The 23,448-nt window shown below is 70.3% G+C and carries 30 protein-coding genes; 27 read left to right on the forward strand and 3 right to left on the reverse strand.

All coding sequences use genetic code 11. The annotated features are described in order from the left end of the window. Positions 1-103: 103 nt before the first annotated feature. The gene (locus tag PV364_RS19875) at positions 104-694 is read right to left on the reverse strand and encodes a hypothetical protein (protein WP_319661436.1); all 591 of its coding nucleotides are present in this window, start codon (positions 692-694) and stop codon (positions 104-106) included. Between the two features lie 101 nt (positions 695-795). Here PV364_RS19875 and PV364_RS19880 point away from each other — a divergent pair, with 101 nt between their 5' ends. The 27 genes from PV364_RS19880 (at position 796) to PV364_RS20010 (ending at position 22,313) form a co-directional block, all read left to right on the forward strand. Then, entirely contained in the window at positions 796-1,230 is a 435-nt protein-coding gene (locus PV364_RS19880) for a hypothetical protein (RefSeq protein ID WP_319661437.1), read from the forward strand. Continuing rightward, a complete protein-coding gene (locus PV364_RS19885; protein WP_319661438.1) occupies positions 1,227-2,576 on the forward strand; it encodes a terminase large subunit domain-containing protein in 1,350 nt (449 codons plus the stop codon). The genes PV364_RS19880 and PV364_RS19885 overlap by 4 nt, the downstream gene beginning before the upstream one ends. A gap of 13 nt (positions 2,577-2,589) precedes the next feature. Then, a complete protein-coding gene (locus tag PV364_RS19890) occupies positions 2,590-4,899 on the forward strand; it encodes a phage portal protein (protein WP_319661439.1) in 2,310 nt (769 codons plus the stop codon). A 2-nt stretch (positions 4,900-4,901) separates the two neighbouring features. Next, positions 4,902-5,204: a hypothetical protein gene (locus PV364_RS19895; protein WP_319661440.1), complete on the forward strand. Its 303-nt coding sequence runs from the start codon at positions 4,902-4,904 to the stop codon at positions 5,202-5,204. Positions 5,205-5,206: 2 nt separating this feature from the next. Beyond that, positions 5,207-5,554 carry a hypothetical protein gene (locus PV364_RS19900; protein ID WP_319661441.1) on the forward strand — a complete coding sequence of 116 codons (348 nt, stop codon included), beginning with the start codon at positions 5,207-5,209 and terminating at the stop codon, positions 5,552-5,554. Then, positions 5,551-6,195: an HK97 family phage prohead protease gene (locus PV364_RS19905; protein ID WP_319661442.1), complete on the forward strand. Its 645-nt coding sequence runs from the start codon at positions 5,551-5,553 to the stop codon at positions 6,193-6,195. The genes PV364_RS19900 and PV364_RS19905 overlap by 4 nt, the downstream gene beginning before the upstream one ends. 233 nt (positions 6,196-6,428) lie before the next feature. After that, the gene (locus PV364_RS19910; RefSeq protein ID WP_319661443.1) at positions 6,429-7,721 is read left to right on the forward strand and encodes a phage major capsid protein; all 1,293 of its coding nucleotides are present in this window, start codon (positions 6,429-6,431) and stop codon (positions 7,719-7,721) included. An 8-nt stretch (positions 7,722-7,729) separates the two neighbouring features. Then, positions 7,730-7,945 (forward strand): hypothetical protein, encoded by a 216-nt coding sequence (locus tag PV364_RS19915; protein ID WP_319661444.1) that lies wholly within the window; start codon positions 7,730-7,732, stop codon positions 7,943-7,945. Positions 7,946-7,957: 12 nt separating this feature from the next. Continuing rightward, positions 7,958-8,239: a hypothetical protein gene (locus tag PV364_RS19920; protein ID WP_319661445.1), complete on the forward strand. Its 282-nt coding sequence runs from the start codon at positions 7,958-7,960 to the stop codon at positions 8,237-8,239. Between the two features lie 3 nt (positions 8,240-8,242). Then, on the forward strand, positions 8,243-8,932 hold the full coding sequence (locus tag PV364_RS19925) for a hypothetical protein (protein ID WP_319661446.1): 690 nt from the start codon (positions 8,243-8,245) through the stop codon (positions 8,930-8,932). After that, positions 8,932-9,390, forward strand: a complete 459-nt coding sequence (locus tag PV364_RS19930; RefSeq protein ID WP_319661447.1) for an HK97 gp10 family phage protein — start codon at positions 8,932-8,934, stop codon at positions 9,388-9,390. Before PV364_RS19925 ends, PV364_RS19930 begins: the two co-directional genes overlap by 1 nt. Then, entirely contained in the window at positions 9,390-9,842 is a 453-nt protein-coding gene (locus PV364_RS19935) for a hypothetical protein (RefSeq protein WP_319661448.1), read from the forward strand. Before PV364_RS19930 ends, PV364_RS19935 begins: the two co-directional genes overlap by 1 nt. Beyond that, positions 9,839-10,144, forward strand: a complete 306-nt coding sequence (locus PV364_RS19940) for a hypothetical protein (protein WP_319661449.1) — start codon at positions 9,839-9,841, stop codon at positions 10,142-10,144. The genes PV364_RS19935 and PV364_RS19940 overlap by 4 nt, the downstream gene beginning before the upstream one ends. A gap of 31 nt (positions 10,145-10,175) precedes the next feature. Further along, entirely contained in the window at positions 10,176-10,742 is a 567-nt protein-coding gene (locus PV364_RS19945) for a phage tail protein (RefSeq protein ID WP_319661450.1), read from the forward strand. A gap of 92 nt (positions 10,743-10,834) precedes the next feature. Continuing rightward, the gene (locus PV364_RS19950) at positions 10,835-11,350 is read left to right on the forward strand and encodes a hypothetical protein (RefSeq protein WP_319661451.1); all 516 of its coding nucleotides are present in this window, start codon (positions 10,835-10,837) and stop codon (positions 11,348-11,350) included. Then, on the forward strand, positions 11,323-11,484 hold the full coding sequence (locus tag PV364_RS19955; RefSeq protein WP_319661585.1) for a hypothetical protein: 162 nt from the start codon (positions 11,323-11,325) through the stop codon (positions 11,482-11,484). The genes PV364_RS19950 and PV364_RS19955 overlap by 28 nt, the downstream gene beginning before the upstream one ends. A gap of 27 nt (positions 11,485-11,511) precedes the next feature. After that, a complete protein-coding gene (locus tag PV364_RS19960; RefSeq protein WP_319661452.1) occupies positions 11,512-15,054 on the forward strand; it encodes a hypothetical protein in 3,543 nt (1,180 codons plus the stop codon). Between the two features lie 124 nt (positions 15,055-15,178). Further along, complete coding sequence (locus tag PV364_RS19965; RefSeq protein ID WP_319661586.1) at positions 15,179-16,597, forward strand: phage distal tail protein; 1,419 nt, start codon at positions 15,179-15,181, stop codon at positions 16,595-16,597. A gap of 14 nt (positions 16,598-16,611) precedes the next feature. Then, the gene (locus tag PV364_RS19970; protein WP_319661453.1) at positions 16,612-17,700 is read left to right on the forward strand and encodes a hypothetical protein; all 1,089 of its coding nucleotides are present in this window, start codon (positions 16,612-16,614) and stop codon (positions 17,698-17,700) included. A 7-nt stretch (positions 17,701-17,707) separates the two neighbouring features. Further along, positions 17,708-18,922 (forward strand): hypothetical protein, encoded by a 1,215-nt coding sequence (locus PV364_RS19975; RefSeq protein WP_319661454.1) that lies wholly within the window; start codon positions 17,708-17,710, stop codon positions 18,920-18,922. Between the two features lies 1 nt (position 18,923). Next, a complete protein-coding gene (locus tag PV364_RS19980; RefSeq protein WP_319661455.1) occupies positions 18,924-19,418 on the forward strand; it encodes a hypothetical protein in 495 nt (164 codons plus the stop codon). Between the two features lie 11 nt (positions 19,419-19,429). After that, positions 19,430-20,416: an N-acetylmuramoyl-L-alanine amidase gene (locus PV364_RS19985; protein ID WP_319661456.1), complete on the forward strand. Its 987-nt coding sequence runs from the start codon at positions 19,430-19,432 to the stop codon at positions 20,414-20,416. 51 nt (positions 20,417-20,467) lie between these two features. Next, complete coding sequence (locus PV364_RS19990; RefSeq protein ID WP_319661458.1) at positions 20,468-20,731, forward strand: hypothetical protein; 264 nt, start codon at positions 20,468-20,470, stop codon at positions 20,729-20,731. After that, positions 20,731-21,162, forward strand: coding sequence for a hypothetical protein (locus tag PV364_RS19995; RefSeq protein WP_319661459.1), 432 nt, complete (start codon positions 20,731-20,733; stop codon positions 21,160-21,162). The genes PV364_RS19990 and PV364_RS19995 overlap by 1 nt, the downstream gene beginning before the upstream one ends. A gap of 13 nt (positions 21,163-21,175) precedes the next feature. Further along, the gene (locus PV364_RS20000) at positions 21,176-21,532 is read left to right on the forward strand and encodes a hypothetical protein (RefSeq protein WP_319661460.1); all 357 of its coding nucleotides are present in this window, start codon (positions 21,176-21,178) and stop codon (positions 21,530-21,532) included. 89 nt (positions 21,533-21,621) lie between these two features. Further along, a complete protein-coding gene (locus PV364_RS20005; protein ID WP_319661461.1) occupies positions 21,622-21,933 on the forward strand; it encodes a hypothetical protein in 312 nt (103 codons plus the stop codon). A gap of 107 nt (positions 21,934-22,040) precedes the next feature. After that, positions 22,041-22,313 carry a hypothetical protein gene (locus PV364_RS20010; RefSeq protein WP_319661462.1) on the forward strand — a complete coding sequence of 91 codons (273 nt, stop codon included), beginning with the start codon at positions 22,041-22,043 and terminating at the stop codon, positions 22,311-22,313. A gap of 21 nt (positions 22,314-22,334) precedes the next feature. On the opposite strand, the gene PV364_RS20015 is transcribed toward PV364_RS20010, so the two are convergent. Next, positions 22,335-22,616 (reverse strand): hypothetical protein, encoded by a 282-nt coding sequence (locus PV364_RS20015; RefSeq protein WP_319661463.1) that lies wholly within the window; start codon positions 22,614-22,616, stop codon positions 22,335-22,337. 45 nt (positions 22,617-22,661) lie between these two features. Beyond that, entirely contained in the window at positions 22,662-23,432 is a 771-nt protein-coding gene (locus PV364_RS20020; protein ID WP_319661464.1) for a GntR family transcriptional regulator, read from the reverse strand. Between the last annotated feature and the right edge of the window lie 16 nt (positions 23,433-23,448).

A 23,448-nucleotide genomic window follows, 5' to 3' on the forward strand; every position in this document is an offset into this window, starting at 1 on the left:
GTCGACTCCTAGCGCGCATCGTCCCGACGTACTGCGCCAAGTGCGGCTGGTGGACCGAGAACTGCGGGCACTGATCTGCCACACTCGAACCGAGGCCTCGTCGTCACACTTGCGCGGCGGGGCATTGGCAATCTCCTGACTTCTCGGTGAGCTTGCCATATTCGTTCAAGGCCCACTCCACCCCACCGTCGTCGCGAAAATGGAGTACTGGGCGGTTTCGCTCAAGCACCGCAAGTGGTGCAGGGGCAGAAAAGAGGTATTCCTTTTCGCTGGCTGCCAGCGAGTGACGGAACCTTCCCTCTGGATTCGCTTCCAGGCCCGGCCCTGCCGCGTCCTGGTCTGCGGGCACGAAGCACAGATGGATCGCCCAGATCGCAACGGGACTTCCGTTGAGAACCTCGGCTGACCAGACCCTCGGGCCCTCGGTCTGCCCCGTTGCTCGGTCGAAGCGTCCGCCCTGGATCCACGCCTTCATAGATATCTGTCGAGCCTGCTCCCACTTGCGGTCTTCAGCGGCTGCCGACAGTTGTGCTCGTTCCAGGGCAAGGTTGAGGGACTGCTCAGCGATGAAGTGTCGCTGTTCCTCGATCTGCTTTTGCTGGCTCTTCATCGTGCCGCGCGCGTAGTACGCGGCTACGGCCGCGAACGCTCCGGCTACCCATGTCGGGGCATCGCCCCAGTCGATCCCACCCATAGTCCAGCAGCGTAGGGCCAGCCTGCGGACCGCGACTTGCAGCAGCCAAGATCAGGCCCGGCCCGATTTCCGTACCCTCCCCACCAGGGAGGAGCACGCCCATGGCCGGAGGACCCACACCCATCAACCGCGACGTCGCCGACCAGCGCGCCGACGAAGTGATGATCCTCCGCACCCGCGACCGCCTCGACTTCCGCGAGATCGCCGAACGCATCGGCGCCGACGTCAAGAACACCTACGAGGCATGGAAGCGCGGACGCGCCCGCCTCCACCAGGAAGCCGCCGAATCCTTCGGGACGTACGTCGGCGAGCAGCTCGCGACCTGCCGGCAGGTCATCGACGGCCTCATGCCCATGGTCGCCGCTGGCGGTGCGAACGGGCCGAAGGCCGCCGAAGCCATCGTCCGTGCCATGGACCACGAGGCCAAGCTCCTCGGCCTGTACGCCCCGGTGAAGCACAACGTCACCGTCACCGACGAGATGACCGCCCGCGTCAAGGCCCTCGCTGACGAGCTGGCCGCCCTGGACGACGCATGACCGCACCGGCCGACCTCGACACGCGCCTCGCCGGGATGTCCCCGGCCGAGCTGGAGCTGCTGGAACAGGAACTCGCCGCCCGCCTGTGGCAGAAGCGCTGGGGCAAGTGGCAGCCCTACCCGTGGCAGGTCCCCCCGGACGACATCGAGACCCTCGGATGGTGGCTCCAGCTCGGCGGCCGAGGCACCGGAAAGACCGACGGCTGCGCCCGCTACATGGTGAGCCACGTCAACGGCCCCCCGTGCGACCCGCGGCTGCGCGGCGGGCACCGCATGGCCATCATCGCCCCGACGCAGGGCGACGCCGTCGAGGCCTGCGTCAACGGCCCGTCCGGGCTCCGCGCGCACGACCCGCGCGTCGTGCTGCGCACCACGGCCGGCGGAACCTTCGCCCGCTGGCCCAACGGCGCCGAGGCCAAGCTGTTCGGCGCGCACACCCCCGACGACGTCGAACGTCTCCGCGCCGGAGGTAACCGGTGCCTCGTGTGGATGGAGGAGGTCGCCGCGCAGCGCCGCCTCGGCGCCGCGATCACCCACTCCGAGATGGGCCTACGCATCGGCCCCAACCCGCACTACATCGCCTCGACCACCCCGAAGCCCCGCACCGAGCTGATCGAACTCACGAGGCGCGGCGACGTCACCGTCACCCGCGGCCGCACCCGCGACGCCATCCACCTCCCGCAGGAGCAGCGCGACAAGCTCACCGCGAAGTACGCCGGCACCCGCCTAGAGAAGCAGGAACTCGACGGCCTACTCCTGGAGGACATCGAGGGCGCCCTGTGGTCCCGTACCACCCTCGACAAGACGCGCGTCGGCGCAGCCCCGCCGATGGCCCGCATCGTCGTCGCCATGGACCCCGCCGCCACCTCGGGCGACGAGTCCGACGAGATGGGCATCGTCGTCGCAGGCCTCGGCCAGCAGTACCTCCCCGACGTCAACGGCACGTCCCGCCGGCACGGCTACGCCCTCGACGACCTGTCCGGCCGCATGCCGCCGCTCGCCGCCGCCCGCGTCGCGATCCGGGCGTACCACCAGCACAAGGCCGACGCGATCGTCGCCGAGGTCAACAACGGCGGCGACTGGATCGGGACCGTCATCCGGCAGATCGACCCGTCGGTGAACTACCGCACTGTCCGCGCCTCACGCGGCAAGCAGACCCGGGCCGAGCCCGTGGCCGCGCTGTCCGAGCAGCGGGCCGCGCACATCGTGACGTCCCTGCCCGAGCTGGAGGAGCAGCTCGTCTCCTGGGTGCCGGGCGACGACAGCCCCGACCGGCTCGACGCCTACGTGTGGGCCCTCACCGACTTGATGTTGGCGCCCGCCGGCAACTTCGCCGCGGTCGCGTGAAAGGAAGACGCTGATGGGACGCCTGAAGGACGTAGCCGACGCCGTGTTCGGACGACGGGCCGTCGGCCTCGACACGGTACGGGAGCGACGCCCCGTCACCGTCGCGTCGATCGGGGGGCAGCAGTCCCTCACCCTGTCCCTCGACCCGGAGGCCCGCGGCTACGCCAACTCCGCGGTCGCGTACCGGTGCGTTGCGGCCATCGCCGACAACGGCAGCTCGGTGCCACTGCGCGTGCGCCGCCCGGACGGCAGCATCATCGAGCAGCACCCGATCGACATGCTGTTCAACAAGCGGCCCAACCCCCTCGTCTCCGCCCGCGTCTTCAAGTCGATCATCTTGCAGCAGGGCGAGTTGGCCGGGCAGTCGTTCGTGTGGCTCGACCGCGGCGAGACCGGACTCGGCCCCGTCACCGAGGCGCACAACGTGTACGACCCGGTCGACGTCATCGTGAACAAGCCCGTCGCGCAGCGCCCGACGATGGCCGACCTGCTCGGCTTCGTCATCCGCCGGGCCGACGGCGTCAGCGTCCCCGTGCTGCCCGAGGAGATGCTGTGGCTGCGGTACCCGCACCCCTTTGATCCGTTGGGCTGCCTCGCCCCGTGGAAGGCCGCGCGGCACGCCGTCGACATGGACGCTTTCGCCCGCGAGTGGCAGCGCTCCAGCTACGCCAACGGCGCCATGCCCAAGGGCGTCGTCTACCTCGGCGCGATGGACGAGACCGAGTGGCGGGCGAACGTCGCAGCGTGGCGCAGCGGCGTCCAGGGCCCCGCCAACGCCGGGAAGAACCTCCTCGTGCGCTCCGCGCCCGGCACGCCCAGCCAGGGCAAGCCCATCGACTACGTCCGCGTAGGCCTCACAGCCGAAGAGATGGACTACCTCGAATCCCGCGTGGCCAACGCGCAGGAGGTCATGCTCGCGTTCGGCGTCCCGCACGACTACCTGGCCGGCGGCACGACCTACGAGAACCGCACCGCCAGCAAGGCCACGCTCTGGTCGGACACGATCGTCCCGAAATTGGAGATCATCGGCTCCGAGGTCGACCGCGGGCTGCTCCCCTCCGACGCGGAGGAGGCCGAGTTCGACCTGTCTGGCGTCGACGCGCTCCAGGAGGGCCGCGACTCAGTCGCCAACCGCACCCGCGCCTCGGTGTACTCCGACACCCTGACGATCGACGAGGCCCGCGCAGAGCTGGGCTACGACCCGCTGCCTGGCGGCATCGGCGAGAACACCCTCACCCCGTACCGCGCCCTGTTCGCCCCGGTGCAGGGCGCAGCCGGAACGGATGAGGCCCGGTCGTGGGACGCGGACTTCTCCCGACTCCTCAACCCGCCGGCCCCGGACGTCGAGGCCGTCGTCGAGCGCGTCGTCGCCCGTCTCCTGACGCCGCCGACGCCCGTCCCGGCCGCGCCGCTTGCCCGGGTGCCGCTCGCGCTGACCAGGGGCGACGGGCCGTCGTCGCCGTCGCTCGCCGACATCAACGCCGCGTACGACGCCCTGGAGGCCGATGGCCGCGCGATCGTGCGTAGCCTCGCCCGCGAGCAGCAGACCCGCGTCCTCCGCGACTTCGACCGTCTCATGGGGAAGCCCCAGCGCAGCGCGGCGTGGCTCGACGAGCTGCGCACCGAGGCGTGCGCCCTCGCCCGCGAGCAGACCATCAGCCTGGCCCTGCCCGACCTCGACGAGGTGCCGGCCGCGCGGGCGACGATGCTGGAGGTCGCCGAGGGCCCCGACGGCTGGGAGCAGCGCATCCGCGTGCGGGAGATCTTCGACCCGCGGTACTGGCGCCGCCGGACGGCGGAGGTGGTCCGGCCGTTCATGGAGAAGGCATGGCGCCGCGGCGGGAGCAGCATCTCCGCGGACTTCGACCTCGACGAGCCGGACGTCGCCGGCGAACTCGACGCCCGCATCACCGAGCTGGCCGGGCAGGTCACCGCGACGACCGAGCAGGTGCTGCGGTCGCGGCTCCTCGCGGCCGGCGTCGCCGAGGGCGAGTCCATCCCCGAGCTGCGCGCCCGGATCCAGCAGGTGTTCACCGACCTGTCGGACTACCGGGCGACGATGATCGCCCGCACGGAGACTGTCGGCGCGTACAACGCCGCCGCCTTCACGGCCGCGCTCAACGAGGGCGCCACCCGAAAGCGGTGGCTCGCCACCGACGACACCCGCACCCGCCGCACGCACAAGGCCGCGAACGGCTCCGAGGTACCGATGAACAAGCGGTTCCCGCTGACGGCGTCCCGCTGGCCGGGCGACCCGGCGGCGCCCGCGAACCAGTCGATCAACTGCCGCTGCGCGCTGACCTTCCACTTCGAGGAGTCCTGACCATGGCCCACCCCGACCGCCCGTGCCCGCACGAAAACTTCGATGCGTTCGTCGACATCGCCCGCCGTACCAAGAGCGACGACGACCCCACGGTGCTCGGCTTCACCGCCGAGATCCGGGTGAACTGCCGTGACTGCGACGAGCCGTTCCGTTGGACGGGCCTGCAAGCGGGTCTCTCGTCCGCCCACCCGATGTGCAGCGTTGACGAGACGCAATTGTTGGCTCCGCTTCGGCCAGCCAGTGCGGACCCCGACTTCGGTCTCGGCCTGCCCGGGTTCGCCGTCACCTTCAAGGGAGGCAACTGACCATGGCGACCCTGCTGCGCGGAGACGTCCGCGTCATCCTCCAGCCCGCCGGCCCCCGCCAGTACACCGGCGCGTACTGCCCGCAAGGCGTGCCCATGGCCGAGGTCCGGCGCGGCCCGTTCGACGGGAAGACGGACATCGTGGCCCGCCCGGACGGCAATGGCGAGCTGCCCAAGCACATGACGTTCGGTCGCGGTGCCGTGGTCTACGAGTACGACGGCCGCGACGAGCAGGGCCGCGCGGTCTACCGGTACTCGCCGCTGTTGTCCCCCTCGCACCGGGCCGTCATCGACGGTGTCGCCGAGGTCTACGCCGAGCACGCACTCAAGAACACCGGAGGCAAGCAGTGACCGACGTCGAGTTCCGCTCCCTGGAAGACATCGCCTGGCGCGTCGCCGACGGCGAAGACGGCACCTTCGAGGGCGTCGCCTGCCGCTTCGGCGTCGTCGACTCCTACGGCACCACCTTCCACCAGGGCGCATTCAAGAAGGGCGGCCTCCGCGGCTCCTACGCCCTGCTGTTCATGCACTCCCCCTACCAGCCCATCGGCACCTTCCAGGCCGAGGAGCGCGACGGGCACCTGTGGATCTCCGGCCGGTACGACGACACACAGGCCGGCCGCGACGCCCGCACCATGGCCCGCTCCGGCAGCGCGTCGGAGCTGTCCGTCGGCTTCGTCCGGACCGACCTCCCGAAGTGGGAGAAGCTGGCCGAGATGAGCGACGAGGACCGCGCCGAGGTGCTCGCGAACATCAAGGGCGCCCGGCTGGTGGAGACATCGCAGATCACCGCGCGCATGGCGGCCGTGCCCGGCAGCAAGCTGAAGACCGTGCGCTCCGCGCTGGGCGACCTGTACGAGTCCGCGGGTGAGCCGACCCTCGCCGAGCGGCTGGCCGAGCACGACGAGCGGCGAGCCGATGCAGCGCGCGCCCTCCAGGAGCGGCAGCGCCGGGCGGCCGCCCTGCTGCTGATGACCGTCGGCACCTCGTGACAGTGCGGCGACGCAGGCGGACGCCCGTCGGCCTGCGTCATCGCGACTTGCAGCAGCCCCCGACACGACGACGATCACCTGTCCTACCCTCCGAATGTCATCCGGGCCGCACTGACCGGACGTAAAAGCCCAGTGCACCCGCCGGGCGCGATCCACCGGCCGTGAAAGACGGACCGCAGACCCCCAGACCTCTGGGCGGCTGCGCGCCGTCCACGGACCGGAAGGCGGACACCATGGGCAACCTGCCCCACGTGCGCCCCGTCGGTCGCCGCAAGGACGGCCGACCGATCTACCCCATCAAGGGCGGCGCCCCGACCCTGCTGGAGCAGCGCGACGAGATCATCGCCCTCCTCCAGGACCCCAACTACGACGGCGACGTCGCCGAGCTGATGCAGCGCGCCGACACCGTCGCCGCCGCCATCGAGCAGGCGCAGCAGCGCGACGCCCGCCTCCGCCAGCTCCAGGGCGCCATGCCGCCCGGCGACCCGCAGCCCCAGCCAAACCAGCGGCAGCAGCCGGGCATGCAGCCCGACGCCAACGGCAACCAGCACCCGCTCACCGTCGCCGAGCAGTTCGTCCGCGCCGAGGCGCTGCGCATGTTCCGCGCCAACGGCTGCGTCGGCAAGTTCGCCGTCGACTTCGACCACCGGGCGGCCCCGTCCGGCACGGTCACCACGGGCACGATGCTGCCGCAGAACAACCGGCAGCCCGGGATCATCCCGAACAACCCCGACTTCCCGCTGCTCATCGCGAACCTGCTGGACCGGCAGACCTCGGACGGCAACACGCTGGAGTACATGCGGGACACGAGCGGCCCGCAGTCGTCCTGGAACAACGCCGCGGTCGTGGCGGAAGGCGCGGACAAGCCCAAGAGCGGGCCGTTCACCTTCGACCTGATCACGACCACCCTCAAGACGGTCGCCCACTGGGTGCCCATCACCCGGCAGGCCGCGGACGACGACGGCCAGCTCATGGGCTACATCAACGGCCGCCTCACCTACGGCCTCGAATACAAGCTGGACAGGGAGATCCTGACCGGCAACGGCACCACGCAGATGCAGGGCATCCTCACGACCGCCGGCATCGGGGCCTACCAGCCGCCGTCGGGCAACACCGACTCCAAGCTGATCACGGTCCGCAAGGCGAAGACGCAGGGCGAACTCGCGCTGTACCCGCCGGACGCGATCGTGATGAACCCGCTCGACTGGCAGGACATCGAGCTGGACACCGACGCGAACGGCCAGTTCCGCGTCATCACCACGGTCACCGACTCCGGCGCGCCGCTGCGCATCTGGGGCCTGACCGTCGTCACCTCGGTCGCGATGACCGCAGGCACCGCGCTGCTGGGCGGCTTCCGCATGGGCGCCACCCTGTGGGAGCGGCAGGGCGTCACGATCCTGATGACCGACTCGCACGCGGACTTCTTCCTCGCGAACACCCTGGTCGTCCTGGCCGAGCGCCGAGCCAACGTGGCGGTCCACACCCCCGCCGCCTTCGTCAAGATCACGTTCGCGGCGCTGCCGTAATGGCCGGCGTGACGAAGCAGGTGACGCTCGTCAAGGGCGGCACCCGAGTCGAGAACCAGGAGACCGAGACGCTCCGCGTCATCGGCACCTCGCCCGCGCTGATGGACGGATCCAGCAAGCCCGTCATCAACAACGTGACGGTCCCGTTCGCGGACCTCACCGCCGCCGCGAACGCCTACAACGCCCTCCTCGCCGCCTTGAGGACGCGCGGCGTCATCTCCTAGGAGCTGATCACCATGGCAGCACGCACCAAGGCCGACGAGCCGGAGCAGCCGGCCGCGACCGTCCGCACGCAGGAGTACGCCGCCGGACAGGGCTGGCAGGTCGGCGACCGGGCTCCGTCCGACGCGTTCCGCGCGCTGGACGCCGCCGGGACCGGCGAGCCCGTCGGCCCCGTCGTCTACTCCCACCCGGGCGACTACGCCCGGCAGATCGTCGCGAAGGGCGGCGAGATCACCAAGGGCGTCCGGGCCGAGCTGGACGCCGCCGAGGCCGACAGCGACAGCGAGCAGGGCTGACCCATGGCGTACTGCTCCGTCCAGGCCGCGAAGGACGCGGGGTGCACCGGCAGCGATGCCGAGGTCGCCGCGTGGATCACGGCTGCCACGGAGCGGATCACGGCCTACACCCTGCAACTCTTCGAGCCCACTCCGGGGATGGTGGTGGTAGCGGACGTGGCGCCGGATGGACTGGTCATCCTCCCGCGCCGCGTCCGCTCGATCGACTCCGTCACCCCGATCACCGATGGGCCGTCCGACGCCCCGTCGCTCCCGTCGTCGGCGTACCGCGTCACCTCGGCTGACGTCCTCGGCCAGGTCGACGCGGTCCGCATCGCGTACGGCGGATACAACGACCTGGTCGTCGGCGCCGAGTCCTGGAACGGCGGCTGGCAGAACCTCCTCGCGTCGTACTGGCAGCCGCAGGTCACCGTCGTCGGCACGTTCGGGTACGCGGAAGTGCCTGCCCTGGTCGCGCAGGCATGCGCCCTGCTGGCCGCTCACCTCCAGGCGCAGGCACTCCCGTCCGACGCCGACGCCGCACAGGACCCCGGCCTGGATGTGGACGACGAGGGCAACAACGTCCGCATCGAGGACACCGACGACGACCCGTCGCAGACGCCCGTCGCCCCGTTGGCGTCGACCGGATCGACGCAGGTCGACGCCCTGTTGGTGGGGTACCTCAACCCGCCGCCTTCGGTGGTGGGCATCTGATGGCCCGCATCTTCGACGCCTCGGCGCAGACGACGATCAACACCCGTCAGTTCGAGCGGGGCCTGCGCCGCGTCCTCGGCCGCATGTCCGACGACGTCCGTCGCGCCCTGGTGCAGACGGGCGTCGACGTGCAGAACCGCGCGCGCGAGCTATGCCCCGTCGACACCGGCAGGCTGCGCGCGTCCATCGTGCACCGCGTCGAGGGCGGGGGCCGCAGCGTGGGCGTCGTCATCGGCACGAACGTGTCCTACGCGGCGGACGTCGAGTACGGCACGAAGCCGCACGTGATCCTGCCGAAGAACAAGAAGGCCCTCTACTGGCCTGGCGCGGCGCACCCCGTCAGCAAGGTGAACCACCCGGGTACCCGGCCGCGGCCGTTCATGCGGCCCGCGGTCGAACTCGCGCCGATCTTCTTCTCCCGGAACATCGACCGCATCCGCGCAGGACGGGGGCAGTAATGGCTGCCACCACGGGCGGTGCGATCAAGGCTTACCTCGAAAGCCTCGGCAGCGGAGTGCCCGTCTTCCGCGACGGCCCTCGCCAGGATCAAGCCCCGCCGTTCGCTGTCGTCACCGAGGCCGAGTCCATCGGCCTCACCCCGACCGGCAACGGCGACTACGGCGACCCCAACGCCACCCTCCAGATCACCGAGATCGCCACCGTCGACCTCGTCGAGACCGCCCGCATCAAGACCGGCGCTGCCACCGCCCGGTCCGCGGAACGCTACGGCCTCGCCGAGTCGTTCGCGCACGCCCTCAACCACGCCACGCTGCCCGCCCACCCCGCGCGCGTCACCGCCGTCCGCGTCACCGGCATGCAGCGCTTCCCCATCGTCGACAACCGCGTCCGGTCCTCGATCACCGTCGAAATCAAGCGCGCGCTCCTCGCCGAGGAGGTCGTGCCCTCATGACCGACCCGGCCTACTACGCGATCCCCCGTGACGAGGTGCTCTCCTACCTCGCAGGCTCCTGGCCCCCCGTCCCGGGCGAACCCTGCCTGCACCTCCCGCCGGCCGCGGGCATCACCGACGGCGCGGTCGCCGTGTACCCCGTCGAGGGCCGCCCCGGCACCACCTGGTGGGTCGTCGACTCCACCGTCTACCGCCAGGACGCCGGCACCCCGAGCGGGGACCTGGCCGCGCTGATCCCTGACGCCCTCCTCGACACCGTGCCGACGGCCGCACAGCCGCCGGACGCCCCGCCCGCCGACTGAGCCGGACCCCGGCACCAGAAAGGAACCGACGATGCCCATCTCCCGTGTGACGAAGGTCTACTCCGTAGGCGACGCGAAGATCAGCCCGCTGACGTCCGACCCGGCCGGCGGCCCCGCCGTCTACGGCACCTTGCTGGACGTACCCGGCATTCAGGAGATGGCGATCTCCGGCGACGTCGAGGTCAAGCAGCTCCGCGGCGACAACGGGAAGCTGGCGACCAACGTGACGATCACGAACATCCAGGTCGCCGTCACCCACGCCAAGCTCTCCCTCGACGTCCTCAAGGCCATCATCGGCGGCACCGTCACCGACACCGGCACGACCCCGGCGCAGAAGAGCGCGTGGGACCTGACGCAGGCCAACGCGACCCTGCCGCCCTTCAAGCTCGAAGGGGTCACCCCGCCGAACGGCGTCGACATCGTCGGCGGCGACCTGCACTGGACGCTGCACAAGCTCACCCTCAGCGCGTTCCCCGACCTCGGTTTCGCCAACGAGGACTACCGCGTCAGCAGCTTCACCGCCGACGCCGACCCGCTCATCGCCGACGGCAAGTGGATCAGCGCCGTCCTCAACGAGACCGCGGTCGCACTCGTCTGACCCTCTTCCCGGGCGGCGCCCCGAGCCCGCCCGGGAAGAGCTCCACCTCCCACCCCGCAGGCCGAACCCCGGCACTGACACAGGAGATGACCATGTCCGAAGGCCTCGACCTCCTCGCCGAGGGCGGCACCGTCGAACTCACCGACGGCACCACCGTCCCCCTCCGCTACAGCTTCCGCGCCCTCGCCCTGCTCGAAGCCCGGTACGGCTCCGTCAAGGCCGTACAGAACGCCATCGACCGCACCGGCGACGGCGCAGCGTTCGGCCCCGTCGTGCAGCTCCTCGGCGCTGGCATGGTCGGCCCCGGCGGCTTCGAGCCCCACATCCGCGAGCACCAGGACGCGCAGGGCAACCGGAAGATGTCCGGCGACATCGTGTTCCGCCGCCGCAAGGACGGCGCGGACATCGCCGACCTGCTGCACCCCGGCCGCCTGGCCGAGTACATCGCCGCGTTCGAGGCCGCGTTCACCAAGGCCCTGGCGTCCCTGGGAAACGACCCGGCCCCGGTCGTGGCCGGGGTGACGGTGGAGACGGTTTCCCCTGGGCTGACTGCTACTACCTCGCCATCGGTGCCCTCCACATTCCTCCCGGCGACTTCTGGGACATGACCCTCGCGCAGCTCATGACCCTCGCCGACCGGCACCGCGTCGCATCGACGCCGACCGCACGCGAGGAACCCGCAGTGCCCGGCACGGGCGCAGGGATGGGCCTGTTCGGGATGGCCGCGATGGGCGGCATCTGATCCGCATGACGACCTGGAGGTGACGGCATGGCAGAGGACATCAACCTGCCGAACCTGGTGTCGCACCTCCAGGTCAACCTGGAGAACACCTCGGGGATCGTCGCCGAGGCCAGCCGTCAAGGATCGTCCGTCGGCGCGGCGCTCGGCGAGTCCTTCCAGCGCCGCGTACAGGCCGCAATCAACGACATCCCCCCGGTCGTCATCGACGACGACTCCAGCCAGTTCGACCGCGACCTCGACCGCATCCGCACCGAGCTGCGCGAACTGGACGACCAGCGCATCGGCGTCGACATCTCCGTCGAGGACGCCCTCCGGCAGCTCGACCGCCTGGAGCCCCATCTCGAGCGGCTGTCCCGCGAGCACCCCAACGTGGACGTCCGCGCGTCGGTCGGTGAGGCCGTCGCCAACCTGGCCGACCTGCGCGCCGCAGCAGCCGCCGTACCCGACGAGATCCACGTCGACGTCGACCTCGACGCCGGCGCGGCCATCGCCGAGGCAGGCCTACTGCGCCGTGTATTCGACCGCGTCGGCAACGCAGGTCGCGGCCTCGGCAGCACCATCGGCAGCAGCATCGCTTCGATCGCCCCGACGTTGGCGAAGGCCACGGCCGGGCTCGGCTCGGCGATTCCTCTGGTGGCCGGCCTGGCGTCGACGCTGGCGCAGGTAGCGCCGGCCGCTGGCGTCGCCGCCACTGGGCTGCTCGCTGCGGGCACGGCGGGCGTCGCGCTGAAGATCGGCCTCAGTGGGGTCGGCGACGCGGTGAAAGCCGCCTTCAGCGAGGACGATCCAAAGAAGCTCGCGAAGGCGATTGAGAAGCTGTCGCCTGCCGCGCAAAAGTTCATCGGTGTCCTCCAGGGCCTGAAGCCCGAGTTGCACGCCCTCCAGCAAGGCACGCAGGAGCGGTTGTTCACCGGCCTCGACACAGCCCTGAAGCGCGCTGCAACTTCCACCCTGCCCGTCTTCCGGACGGCGCTGTACGACGCGGCCGGGACGCTCAACCTGATGGGTCGGAACGTCCTCAGTACAGCGACCGACCTGTCGGATTCCGGAACGCTGGGCAAGGCCCTCGGCTCCGCCACGCGCGGCCTGCGGGGATTCATCAGGCTGCCCGCGGTTGCGGTGCAGGGTCTGGTGCAGATCGGTGCGGCGGCCGGGCCGGCGTTCGAGCGGTTCGGGAAGGCCGCAGACGGAGCGCTCGTCCGCTTCTCCGACAGGCTGACGTCCGCGTTCGAGTCCGGCCGGATGGAGCAGGCCATCGACCACGCGGTCGACCTGCTCAAGCAGATCGCGGACGTCGGCGGCAACGTCGTGTCGATCATCGGCTCGATCTTCAATGCGGCCGAGGGGACGGGCGGCGGCACGCTCGGTGTCCTTCAGCAGATCACCGCCGAGCTGGCGAAGATCTTCCAGTCCAAGGGCGTGCAGGACGCCCTCCACGAGCTGTTCGCGACCATGTCGGAGATCGGCAAGGTTGCCGCCCCGTTGATCGGCGAGGCGCTCAAGCAGCTCGCCCCCGTGATCAGCGCCCTCGGTCCTCCCGCGCGCATTTTGATCGACGCTTTTGGTAAGGGAATTCAGCCCATCATCAAGGCGCTGGGCCCCGTTCTTTTGGTAGCCGCGCGCGCCGTCGGCGATATCGTCGTCGCCCTTTCTCCTTTGCTGCCAGTAGTCGGCCAATTGGTCGCCTCTTTGCTGCCGCCCCTAATTCCCGTTTTCCAGGAAATCGGGAATATCGCACGCGAATTGGCGCCCACTATTGCCCAATTGGCCGCACAGCTCGGACCTTTGCTTACCCCGATCGTTCAGGGTTTGGGCGAAATCCTGAAAGAAATTGTCGAGCAAAGCGGGGATCAATTCCTCGAAGTGTTCCGGCAGCTTGTCCCGCTGCTGCCGCAGTTGGCGCCGCTGTTCCTGCAACTGGCCGAGTCCGGCGGCGAGCTGCTGCGCGCCTTGGCCCCGCTGCTGCCGCAAATCACGCTGCTCGCAGTGAAGCTCATCACCGAACTGCTGCCTGTCATCCTGCCGCTGATCCCGCCGCTGATCGAGCTGGCGACGCGCTTCTCGATCCTGGCGACAGATGTCCTCGTCGGTGTCGTCATCCCCGCCATTCAAGGGGTATTCGACGCGATCGGGAAAATCAAGGAGAAGCTACAGCCCGCAATTGACGCGGCGAAGAAAGTCACCGAGGGAATCTCCAAGGCTTTCGAGTTGCTTTATGACCACCTCGTCGGGCATTCCGTTATCCCGGATCTCCTCGACCGGATTGTAAGCCTGTTCTCCGGCCTGCCGGGCCGGGCTGCGCGCGCTCTCGGGAATCTGGCGTCCTCGATCTCGGAGAAGGCCAGCAGTGCCGGATCGGCGATGGTCCGTGCCATCGAGGGCAAGCTGAAGGACGCCGCCGACGCGGTACGCGGCTTGCCCGGCAAGGCCAAGAGCGCCCTCGGCTCGCTGAGCGGAGTCCTCACCTCGGCCGGCCGCTCGCTGATCGGCGGCCTCATCTCGGGTATCGAGCAGCGTTTCGGCGACGTCCGGTCAAAGCTGACCAGCCTGACGAACATGCTGCCGGACTGGAAGGGCCCGAAGCGGAAGGACGCCACCCTCCTCACCCCGGCCGGTAAGACCCTGATCAAGGGCCTCATCGACGGTATCGACGCGAGCACCGCATCGCTGAAGTCCAAGCTCGGCCAGGTCACGACGCTCATCGAGCGCGCGATCACCGTGAACAAGGGCAACCGCAAGAAGGTCAGTGGCCTCGGCAGCCTGCTCTCGACGGTGGAGAAGGACAACAAGAAGCTCCTCGCCCTGGCCACGGCCCGGGACAAGGCCGCCGCGACGCTGAAGACCGCGCAGGCCAAGCTCGACGGCCTCGTCGCCGACCGGGCCAAGGTCGTGTCCTCCATCAGCGGCGGCATCCTCGGCGACGCCGACATCACCCAGTCCGGCGGCATCGTCAACTCCGTCACCGCGATCACCGTCGGCCTCCAGCAGTCCGTCAAGGCCGCGCAGGCATTCGCCACGAACATCACCAAGCTGAAGAAGGCCGGCCTCCGCACCGACCTGCTCCAGGAGATCGCGGACAAGGGAGTGTCCGGCGGCGCCGCCACGGCGCAGGCCCTCGCTGCCGCGACGCCGGCCGAGCTGAAGCGCATCAACGATCTACAGGCGCAGCTCGCCAGCGCGGCTTCCAAGACGGGCACGGCCGTCGGCGACGCCCTCTACAAGTCGGGGATCAGCGCGGCACAGGGCCTGGTCGACGGGCTGAAGTCGAAGGAGAAGACGCTCGAAGCGCAGATGGAGCGGCTCGGCGAGGCCATGGTCAAGGCCATCAAGCGCAAGCTCGACATCCACAGCCCGTCCCGTGTCGCGCACACCCTCGGCGAACTCTTCGGCACCGGCCTGGAGCAGGGCGCCCTCTCCACCCGGCGGGCAGTGTCGGCGGCCGGTACGACGCTGGCGCAGACGCTCAGCAGCGCCGCCTCGACGGCCCGATCCGCCGTCGCATCCGTCCCCGCGCCGGGCGCCCTGACGGCCGCCTACGCAGGCAGCCAGGCGGCCTGCCGGGCGCCCTGACGGCCGCCTACGCAGGCAGCCAGGCGGCCGGGGACACGCACAACACGTTCAACCTGTACGGCTCGGACGCGTCGCCTGACGGCATCGTGCGGGCCCTGTCGTGGCAAGGGCTGGTGGGGTGACCATGGCGCAGCAGCGGCTCGGCAACATCGCCTGGGGCGACCTGACGTTCGGCCCCGGCACCCCCTACGCCGTCTCTGTCCTCGCAGGCCTGGACGACCTCCCCGACGTACGCGCCGACGACATGGCCCGCGAGGGCCAGCACGGCGACTACACCGGCCCCGACTACACCGGCGCCCGGACCATCACCCTCGGCCTGACGATGGTCGCCGACGACCCCGACGCGTTCCGGCAGCTCTGCCTCGACCTGCGCGCCGCGACGCAGCCGCAGAAGGCCCCGGCCGCGCTCCAGTTCCTCCAGCAGGACACCCTCGTGTGGGCCAAGGTCCGCCGCAGGGCGATCCCCTACGACGCCGAGAACCTGTGGCGCTCCGGCACGGCCGCGCTGGAGCTGTACTGCGCCGACCCGTACCTGTACGGGCTGGAGGAGTGGTCGGCGTCCACGACGGCCTACTCTCCCTCGTCGGGCCGCACGTACCCGCTGGTGTACGCCGGGGTGCCGGAGCTGACGAACTCGGTACTCAACCCGAGCGCCGAGCTGGACGCCGCGAACGTCGCCGCGTACAGCTCTGCCGGTACGGCCCCGACGGTGGCGCAGAACACCCCTGGCTTCGGCGCGCGCTACGGCGTCGACACGCTCCTCACCACGTGGACGGCGTCCGGCACCGGCGGCGCGAAGTACACCCTCGGCACCTCCTACGCTGCCGGCGTCGCGGTCCGTGCCTCGGCGTGGGTCTACCTGCCCTCGGTGTCCGGCATCTCGGCCGTAAACCTGATGTTCTTCAACGGCACCACGCTGCTCCAGTCCGTGTCCGTGACGACGCCGGCCGCCGCCACGTGGACCCGCATCGACGGCGGCTACACCGTCGCTTCCGGCCAGGCCGTCACCCACATCGGCGTGCGCCTCACCACCACCGGCGCCACCACCATGCACCTCGACGGCGTCATGGCCACCCCCGCCGCCACGACGCAGCCCTACGTCGACGGCGACCAGATGGGCTGCATCTGGGACGGCACCCCGCACGCCTCGACGTCGCGCCGCGTGGCGGGCACCAACCGCCAGTACGGCACCCCGGGCACCTCCGGCCAGATCACGGCCACCAACGCCGGAGCCTCGCCCGCCTATCCGACGCTGCGCATCGACGGCCCCGTCGCCAACCCCAGCGTCGAGCAGCCCAACACCGGTGCGCAGATCGTCATCGACGCCACCCTCGGCGACGGCGAGTTTCTCCTCGTCGATACCCGCTCCCGCGCGGTCCTCCTCAACGGCAGCACACCGCGCCGCTCATGGGTCCGCGGCGGCTCCACCTGGCCGCTGCTCATGCCCGGCAGCAACGACCTCGTCTACCGCGGCTCGGCCCTCCCCGGCCTGCCCGGCGTCCCGTCCCTGCTCACCGTCACCTGGCGTGACACCAGCCTGTAAGGAGGCACCCCCGCATGGCACCGATCTCGCCGCCGACCTGGCTCCAGGCAGGCTCCTACTCCGCCCGCGCCGACCGACTGCTGCTCGCGGCCCTGCTCGGCTACCCCGGCTTCACCGCCGACGAGGCCACCCCGCTGCGGATCCGGCAGGGCGTCAAGCCGTCGTACCAGAACTACCAGCTCAAGGTGAGGGCGGCCGGCACCCCGAACATGACGGTGATCGTCTCGCCGGGCTTCGTGTGGGTCGACAACCACGACCTCGCCGGATACGGCGCGTACGCCTGCGTCAACGACGCCGACTACACCATCACCGTCCCGGCCGCCGGCGGCTCCGGGCAGTTCCGCAAGGACTGCATCGTCGCCTCGGTGTACGACGCCGAGACCGCCGGCAGCGCGAACGAGTTCCGCATCGAGCTGATCCAGGGCCCCTACGCGGCGAGCGCCGGCGCGACCGCGCGCGGGACGCTGCCGCCGAACGCCCAGATCCTGGCGGACATCGCGGTCGGCGCGTCCGTGACCAGCATCAGCAACGCGAACATCAGCGACATCCGGCAGTTCGCCGTCGGAGCGGGCGGCGTGGTGCCGCTGACGTCGGCGGCAGACATGAACCACCCGGCGCCAGGCCAGCTCCGCTACATCACCGACCTGGGCATCTTCCGGTACGGCAAGCTGGACGGCACGTCGGGCGACTTCACCCCCGACCAGACCATCGCGTGGACCACGGCCACTCTCGGCACTGGCTACACACAGGGCGACGGCACCACGAACGGCAACCTCAACGGCCCCATCCGGTACCGCAAGGTCATCCGGGACGGCATCCCGTGGATGGAGTGGGCGGGCGGCGCGAACAGGGCGAACGGCGCGCAGACCACGAACATCCTGAGCGCCGCGCTGGCTGCCGCGTTCCGGCCCGTCTATCAGGCGTCGCTCGTCATCGCCCGCAACGCCACCTCGATCACCAGCGTCGCGAACACGGCCAGCGTCGTCCACTCCGTGAAGATCGACTTCAAGCAGGACGGGACCGTGGGCCTCGTCGGAGCGACCGCGGGCGACACCGAAACGAACTGGCTGTCGCTCCAGGGCGTCGCCTACCCGCTGGCGTGAGACCGCGATGACGACACCGATGGCACTGGACGCGGCCCTGGCTGGGGCGTCAGGACGCGACGACTACCCCGACCACACCTACACCTACCTGTTCTGCGACCTGCTGACGGACCAGCTCCTCGCCGAGCTGCCGCTGTCCGGCGTGCAGTACAGCACCGCGCTCAACGGCATCGGAACCCTGCGCGCCCTCGTGCCCTACAACGACGAGACGCTGCTCCTCGACCCGGAGAACGCCACCACGCCCGGCCGGACCGCCGTGTACGTCGACCGCGACGGCGTCATCGTGTGGGGCGGCGTCCTGTGGACCCGCACCATCGCCAAGGGCGGCAAGTCCATCCAGGCCAGCACGTTCGAGTCGTACTTCCAGCGGCGCTACGTCCGCACCACCCTGTCGACGGACACCTCGCTGATCCTCGACACCGACTACGTGCCGGACGGCCAGCGGCTCTACGCCGACCAGCGGTTCATCGTGTGGTGCCTGTTCCGGTACGCCGCGATGCTGCCGGGCGGCGACATCCGCATCGACACCAGCAACCTCTCCGGCAGTGGCGGCGCGACCGGCGTCGGCCGCAACATCTCGTACTTCGGGTACGAGCGGCCGGAGATCTACGCCGCGATCCAGTCCCTCGCCGGGGCCGAGGACGGCTTCGACTGGGGCATCGACGTCGGCTGGAACCCGGTGGCGAACAACGTCGCGCCGACCCGGTACCGCCGGGCCCGCCTGTGGTTCCCGCAGCGCGGACGCTCGGCCGACGAGTCCGGGTTGGTGTTCACCAAGGGCGGCCCGGCCGGGAACATCCTGGACTTCGACTGGCCGGAGGACGGGACGTCGATCGCTACCGACGAGACCGGGCTCGGCGCGGGCGAGGGCGAAGCGAAGCTCATCGCCTCGCAGCAGTCCGCCGACATGCTGGCCTCCGGCTGGCCGCTGCTGGAGGACGTCCAGACGTACCCCGACGTGGTCGACCTGGCGCAACTCCAGGGCTTGGCGAACGCCGGCCTCAACGCCCGGAGCAGGGCGAGCGTGCAGCCCTGGTTCGACGTCGTCGCCGACGGCGACCCCGCGTTCGGCTCCTACTCCGTCGGCGACTCCGCGCTGTTCGTCATCGACCCCGAGCCCCGCATGCCCTACGGCCTGGAGGTCGAGCTGCGGATCACCGGCATCGACAACGCTGCCCGCCGCGGACCGGAGACGGTACGCCTGACCTGCGCGGCGGTGTGACGTGCCCCAGTACCCACAGAAGCCCGACCTGCTGAAGACGATCGCGGACCTGCGCCAGCGCGTGGCACGGCTGGAGAAGTCGGGCCGGAACCCGGACGAGCTGGCGATGTTCCCGACGTCGCTGCGGACGATGCCCTACGAGGACTCGACCGCATTTCAGACGTCGTGGGAGACGGTCCTCACTCCGCGGACCGCGACGCTGCAGCTCGGCCTCGTTCTCATCGGCGACGCGGTGAGCACCACGAACACCGGCGGGGCGTGGCAGGTCGTCATCACCGACGCTCTCACCGTCGTCGGTTCCGGCACGGTGCCGGCCACGTTCTCCTATGTCTTCCCGTCGCTGTCGATCGACCTGACCCCGTACCTGTCCGTCAGCCCTGCGAGCGGCGTGAAGGTGCAGCTGCAGGTCCGCAGGACCAGCGGCGCTACGACGGGCGGCAAGTACGGCACCGGCGGCTGCATCGGCAGCGCGCCCCGATACGCACGACTGATCTGAGAGGGCACGCCATGGCCGCACCCCTGACTGAGGACAAGTTCATAGAGATCCTGAAGGCTGAGGGCGTCCGCGTCGCCGAGTACCCCGGCTGGCGCACCCGCGAGCGCGACCAGGCGACCGGCAAGGCCTTCGGGCCCGTCCACATGACCCTCAACCACCACACCGCAGGCACGAACTCCCTGAAGGCCGTTGCCGAGACCGGCCGCCCCGACCTGCCCGCGCCACTCGCCCACACCCACCTGGCCAAGAGCGGCCTCGCCACCATGTGCAGCGCCGGCCGCGCCAACCACGCCGGGACGATGGCGCTCAACGCGTACAACTCCTTCGCCAACGAGAAGGCCGAGCACCCGGCGCCGCTCAAGAGCAGCGGCACGATCGACGGCAACGACGTCGCCTACGGCATCGAGACCGAGAACCTCGGCGACGGCAAGGACGTCTACCCGCGCGCCCAATACGACGCCCTGGTCCGCTGGAACGCCGCACTCTGCCGGCACTACGACTGGTCCGCCGAGTCGGTCGCCGGCCACCTGGAGACCAGCGTCGAGGGCAAGCCGGACCCGCGCGGCCCTGTCGAGGGCTACGGCTCGCGCGGTCGCTTCAACCTCACCATGCGCCAGCTCCGCGCCGACGTCGCCGAGCGGCTCACCCACCCCGCCGACTGGAACCCGAACGAGGAGGACGACATGCCCCTGACCGCTGCCGACCTGGAGGCCATCCGCAAAACCGTCTGGGAGACGGACCGGATCGCCGCACCGGCGGACGCCCCCGACGTCAAGACCAACCCCACCTGGCAGGCGCAGTCCTACCTGAAGGACACGAACACCAGGGTCCGCGCCATCCAGACCGCGGAGGCCGGCCAGACCGCGGCCATCACCGCGCTCGCCCGGCTCGTCGGCTCCGGCGTGGACACCGATGCGGTCGTCGCGGCCGTCCGCGAGGAGATCCGCGACGCCGTCGTCAAGGTCTCCGTCGACGTCACCGGAGCCCCCGCCTCCTGACCCCGCCCGGCACCGGCCGGACGGAACCCACCTCACAGAGAGATCACACCCATGTCGATCAACCTGCCCGACACCACCACCGTCGTGAAGACCGCCGCCACCTACGGCCGCGACCTCGCCGAGCGCGTCATCGCCACCTTCGTCATCGCCGCCTGCGGCGTCGGCGTGGCCGCCGGCCCGGCCGACATGTTCCACGCCTCCTTCTGGGAGACCATGGGCGCCGCCGGTATCGCGGCCGCAGGCTCCCTGCTGAAGGGCGTGTTCGCCCGCGTGGTCGGCCCGAAGAACAGCGCCTCCCTGGCGCGGGACGTCTGATGCGGTGCGCGGCGGCCCGGCGCGCCCGCCAAATGCTGGGCCGCCGCGGCACCTTCCTCCTCGTCATAGGCATCGGCAAGGTCTGCTTCGGCCTCGGCATGATCGTGCAGCCACCTCAGCCGCAGGGCCTCCAGCTCCTCACCCACTGGGCACCCCTGCACTGCTGGGCGTGGGTATGGATCCTCGCCGGAACCGTCACTACGGCGTCCGCGTTCCTGCGGATCGGCCGCGACAGCCTCGGCTTCCTCGCCGCACTGGTCCCCCCGGGCCTGTGGGCATTCGCATACGGCACCGCCGCAGTCCTTGGGGACTACCCGCGCGGCGCCTGGATCTTCGGTTGGTACCTGACATCGCACGTCGGCGTGATCCTGTGGGCGAGCACCCTCCCCGAGTACGAACTGCCGCACGTCCGGGCAAGAAAGGCGGCCTGACATGGGTGGCTGGATGGGCATAGCTGGGGCCGCCATCGGAGCGCTCGCCCTGGTCCTCGGCGGGTGGTACACCGCGCGGGCGACGAAGGCCGCGGCCGTCGTCACAGCGGAGGCTCAGCGCGCCGCGGCTGTCGCTGCCGCTGCACCCGCGACGACCACGTCGAACCTCGCCGTGCTGGAGGCCACCGTGAAGCGGCTCGACCAGGAAAACGACGAGAACCGCGTCGAGATCCGCGGGCTGCGCGCCCTGGTCCGCGCCTACTCGTGGACTGTTGAGCGGCTGATCACCCGTATGCGGGCGGCTGGTGCTGCTCCGCTGCCGGAGGACATCGACGACCTGGTGAAGGAGCACATGAGGACTGGCGTCTGACGTCACGAATCCGTCACAACGTCCGCAAGAGCCCGCACGTGGCGGCACCCTGGGGCATCCCACACATAGCCGCCCCGGGGGGCCAGCCCATGTATCAGCCACCGCAGCACGTTGTCGTCAAGCGCGGCGCCAACCACGGTCTGCACATCTTCCTGAGCATCATCACGTGCGGGATCTGGGCCATCACCGGCTGGCCCATCGCTGCCGCCATGGGCCGCAAGCAGACGATGACCACCTACGGCCCGCCTCAGCAGCAGCCGTATCCGCCGACCGCGTACCCGCCGCAGGGCCAGTACGGGCCGCCGCCGGGACAGCTTCCGCCGGGCCAGCAGCAGACGCAGCCCGGGTATGGGTACCCGCCGCCGCAGCCGCAGAACTGGCAGCAGCCGCCGACCGGCTGACGCCAGCACGCAACAGCGCCCCCTCGCATCGGCAAGGGGGCGCCTCCGTGTTCGGCGCCATCAAACCTTGATCGATGCCGGTCAAGTGCGGGCAGTAGGATCCGCACGTGAAACGGCGCACGGCACGGAACGCGCGTTGGCTTGCCCTCGGCATCTACGCCATCGTCCTGGCAGGAGCACTCGGTTGGCGGGCCACTGGGACTGTGGAGCCCTATTGCGCTTACTCGTTCGGCTACATAACGACGGTTGACGGCCAGGTCATGGGGCCGGACGGGAAACCGACCACAGTCGAGGAACTCGCAGCCAAGGCCTACCAGCACGCTTACGAATCTGGCGCCTGCGAGAAACCCCACTCCCGCTGGCATGACTGGGTCGACTGACCTGGACCGCCAGCGCGCGGCCTACTGCCCCGCGTAGTCCTCGCCGTACGCGGCCCGCCGTAGCGCCCGCCGGAACTCGTAGGCCTGCCCGACCTCCTGGCCGTCCTCCTCGATCGCGGCCTGAAGAGCGGCGGCCGCTTCCTGCCGCACAGCCTGGAGCCGTTCGCCCTCCGCGCACTCCTCATCGGTCCACTCCAGCACCGGCCGACCGACGCTTCGATGGTAGGCGCCCACCGCCTCACGGGCAGCGTCGGAGGCTCGTTGCAGCTCAGCGAGGGTGTCGGAGATGGTGATGTCGGCCATGAGCGGACCCTACGTCGAGGGTCTGACAACGACCCCGGACGGGCGTCAGTCCTGCTCCGGCTGCTCTATGCCGATCTCGTAGGCGATCTCCCACCGCACGTCAGGCACGGTGATGTCCGCCGTCTCGACGGACCGACCGTCCGTGTCGTAGTAGGTCCGCTCGATATGGGTGAGCAGGTCGCCGACCGAGATCCCCAGCAGGTTGGCCTCCTCCTGGGTAGCCCGGCCGGGACGCGGCACCTCGACGGCCGTGTCGATGACCACGCCGATCGAGCGCATCCGCTCGACGACGCCCATCCCTGCGAGCGGCCCCATCTCCGGCAGGACGATCGGCGTCCCATCCGTGATGGCCATCGGCTCCCAGCTCGTCGACAGTTGCACGGGCATCCCGTCCGCCAGGAACTCGTAGTCCGTCCGCACGGTGGGGTCGCCGGGGGCGATGCCGAGCCGGACCGCGATGCCGTCGGGCGCCGGCACCCGGGCCTGGCTGTGGGACTCCCACGTGCCGCGTCGTCCCTGTTCTGCCATGTCTGCGCGGAACGGCGACCCGCCGCGGCGCTCGCGGTGTCGGGAGCGGACCATGCGCAGCCGCTCGCGGGGCGTGCGGACGTAGGTGCCGGAGCCCGCCCGGCCTTCGAGGAGGCCTTCGATGATGAGGCGTTCGACGGCGCGCTGGATCGTCATCGGGTTGACGTCGTACTCGGCGGCGAGGTGCGCGCGGGACGGCAGCTTGTCGCCGACCTGCCATTCGCTGGCCTTGATGCGGGCGCGCAGGGCGTCGGCGATCGGCATGTGTGAGGCCGGGGGTCGTGGCATGCGGCTCTCCGTCGCG

Origin of the sequence: Streptomyces sp. MI02-7b (genome assembly GCF_033793585.1) — a bacterium.
In the GTDB taxonomy this organism is placed as follows: Bacteria; Actinomycetota; Actinomycetes; order Streptomycetales; family Streptomycetaceae; genus Actinacidiphila.

Coding starts and splice junctions, on each gene's coding strand:
- PV364_RS19875 (WP_319661436.1), bottom strand. CDS start 694: ATGGGTGGGATCGACTGGGGCGATGCCCCGACATGGGTAGCCGGAGCG.
- PV364_RS19880 (WP_319661437.1), top strand. CDS start 796: ATGGCCGGAGGACCCACACCCATCAACCGCGACGTCGCCGACCAGCGC.
- PV364_RS19885 (WP_319661438.1), top strand. CDS start 1,227: ATGACCGCACCGGCCGACCTCGACACGCGCCTCGCCGGGATGTCCCCG.
- PV364_RS19890 (WP_319661439.1), top strand. CDS start 2,590: ATGGGACGCCTGAAGGACGTAGCCGACGCCGTGTTCGGACGACGGGCC.
- PV364_RS19895 (WP_319661440.1), top strand. CDS start 4,902: ATGGCCCACCCCGACCGCCCGTGCCCGCACGAAAACTTCGATGCGTTC.
- PV364_RS19900 (WP_319661441.1), top strand. CDS start 5,207: ATGGCGACCCTGCTGCGCGGAGACGTCCGCGTCATCCTCCAGCCCGCC.
- PV364_RS19910 (WP_319661443.1), top strand. CDS start 6,429: ATGGGCAACCTGCCCCACGTGCGCCCCGTCGGTCGCCGCAAGGACGGC.
- PV364_RS19920 (WP_319661445.1), top strand. CDS start 7,958: ATGGCAGCACGCACCAAGGCCGACGAGCCGGAGCAGCCGGCCGCGACC.
- PV364_RS19925 (WP_319661446.1), top strand. CDS start 8,243: ATGGCGTACTGCTCCGTCCAGGCCGCGAAGGACGCGGGGTGCACCGGC.
- PV364_RS19930 (WP_319661447.1), top strand. CDS start 8,932: ATGGCCCGCATCTTCGACGCCTCGGCGCAGACGACGATCAACACCCGT.
- PV364_RS19935 (WP_319661448.1), top strand. CDS start 9,390: ATGGCTGCCACCACGGGCGGTGCGATCAAGGCTTACCTCGAAAGCCTC.
- PV364_RS19940 (WP_319661449.1), top strand. CDS start 9,839: ATGACCGACCCGGCCTACTACGCGATCCCCCGTGACGAGGTGCTCTCC.
- PV364_RS19945 (WP_319661450.1), top strand. CDS start 10,176: ATGCCCATCTCCCGTGTGACGAAGGTCTACTCCGTAGGCGACGCGAAG.
- PV364_RS19950 (WP_319661451.1), top strand. CDS start 10,835: ATGTCCGAAGGCCTCGACCTCCTCGCCGAGGGCGGCACCGTCGAACTC.
- PV364_RS19960 (WP_319661452.1), top strand. CDS start 11,512: ATGGCAGAGGACATCAACCTGCCGAACCTGGTGTCGCACCTCCAGGTC.
- PV364_RS19965 (WP_319661586.1), top strand. CDS start 15,179: ATGGCGCAGCAGCGGCTCGGCAACATCGCCTGGGGCGACCTGACGTTC.
- PV364_RS19970 (WP_319661453.1), top strand. CDS start 16,612: ATGGCACCGATCTCGCCGCCGACCTGGCTCCAGGCAGGCTCCTACTCC.
- PV364_RS19975 (WP_319661454.1), top strand. CDS start 17,708: ATGACGACACCGATGGCACTGGACGCGGCCCTGGCTGGGGCGTCAGGA.
- PV364_RS19985 (WP_319661456.1), top strand. CDS start 19,430: ATGGCCGCACCCCTGACTGAGGACAAGTTCATAGAGATCCTGAAGGCT.
- PV364_RS19990 (WP_319661458.1), top strand. CDS start 20,468: ATGTCGATCAACCTGCCCGACACCACCACCGTCGTGAAGACCGCCGCC.
- PV364_RS19995 (WP_319661459.1), top strand. CDS start 20,731: ATGCGGTGCGCGGCGGCCCGGCGCGCCCGCCAAATGCTGGGCCGCCGC.
- PV364_RS20000 (WP_319661460.1), top strand. CDS start 21,176: ATGGGCATAGCTGGGGCCGCCATCGGAGCGCTCGCCCTGGTCCTCGGC.
- PV364_RS20005 (WP_319661461.1), top strand. CDS start 21,622: ATGTATCAGCCACCGCAGCACGTTGTCGTCAAGCGCGGCGCCAACCAC.
- PV364_RS20015 (WP_319661463.1), bottom strand. CDS start 22,616: ATGGCCGACATCACCATCTCCGACACCCTCGCTGAGCTGCAACGAGCC.
- PV364_RS20020 (WP_319661464.1), bottom strand. CDS start 23,432: ATGCCACGACCCCCGGCCTCACACATGCCGATCGCCGACGCCCTGCGC.